1 protein-coding gene is annotated in these 1,167 nt (G+C 32.0%); it reads left to right on the forward strand.

Annotated features, from left to right (window positions below; all coding sequences use genetic code 11):
* The coding region (locus tag BFJ87_RS13165; protein WP_139344248.1) for an OmpA family protein at nucleotides 1-1,095 on the forward strand (1,095 nt) is incomplete at its 5' end.
* Nucleotides 1,096-1,167 lie beyond the last annotated feature (72 nt).

A 1,167-nucleotide genomic window follows, 5' to 3' on the forward strand; every position in this document is an offset into this window, starting at 1 on the left:
GCACACCCTGCCCTATCTCCAGATGAAACCAAACTCTACTTTGCTTCTGATATGCCTGGAACTCGTGGTATGTCAGACCTTTATGTGGTAGATATTATTGCCGATGGAACCTTTAGTGCTCCTAAAAATCTTGGAAATAAAATTAATACTGAATCTAGAGAAACGTTTCCTTATGTTTCTAAAAATAATATATTGTATTTTGCATCTGATGGACACCCTGGGTTAGGTGGTCTTGATATTTTTGCAACACAAATTACTGATAACTTTAACGAATCATACATCCTAAACATTGGAAAACCCGTTAACAGCAAACAAGACGATTTCTCTTTAATTTTTGATGAAGATACACAAAAAGGTTTTTTTGCTTCTAACCGGGATGGTGGTAAAGGATATGATGATATTTATGGCTTTACACAAACAAAAGAACTTAACCTTAACTGTTACAATACTATTACAGGAACTGCTGTAAACCTTAAAACTGGTGCAACTATTGCTGATGCTACAATACAAATTAAAAACAGTGAGAACAATCTAGTTTTTGAAACAAAATCTGATGCAAAAGGAAACTTTAAATTAGATGATATTTGTTGGGAAGACACCTATACTCTACTAGGAGAAAAAATAGAGTTTGAGCAAGGCGCTACTAGTTTTGCTATAGAACGCAATAAAGAAATAAAACCTGTTATTGTAAAATTAAATCCTATTAAAAAGGCTGCGCCTATTGGTACAGATTTAACTAAGTACTTAAAACTAGATCCTATTTATTTTGACCTTGATAAATCGTTTATTAGAATTGATGGGCAAATTACTATGCAACAAGTCTTTGCTTACCTTAAAGAATATCCAGAGGTGGTTATTGAAGTCCGTTCACATACTGATGCCAGAGCTACTACTAAGTACAACTTAGCACTATCTAACAGAAGAGCCAAAGAAACAGTAAAATATTTACTAGACAATGGTATTGCTCCTAAACGTGTTTCTGGTAAAGGGTTTGGTGAGTCTGAGCTTACAAACAACTGTGACTCTAGCAGCAAATGTTCTGAAGAAGAACATCAAAAAAACAGAAGATCTGAGTTTATTGTTGTTAAAAATTAAACAACAAAACATACTAAAAAAAAAAAAAAAAAAAAAAAAAAAAACAAAAAAAAAATATTTTAAAAAAAAAAA

Origin of the sequence: Cellulophaga omnivescoria, assembly GCF_001999725.1 — a bacterium.
In the GTDB taxonomy this organism is placed as follows: domain Bacteria; phylum Bacteroidota; class Bacteroidia; order Flavobacteriales; family Flavobacteriaceae; genus Cellulophaga; species Cellulophaga omnivescoria.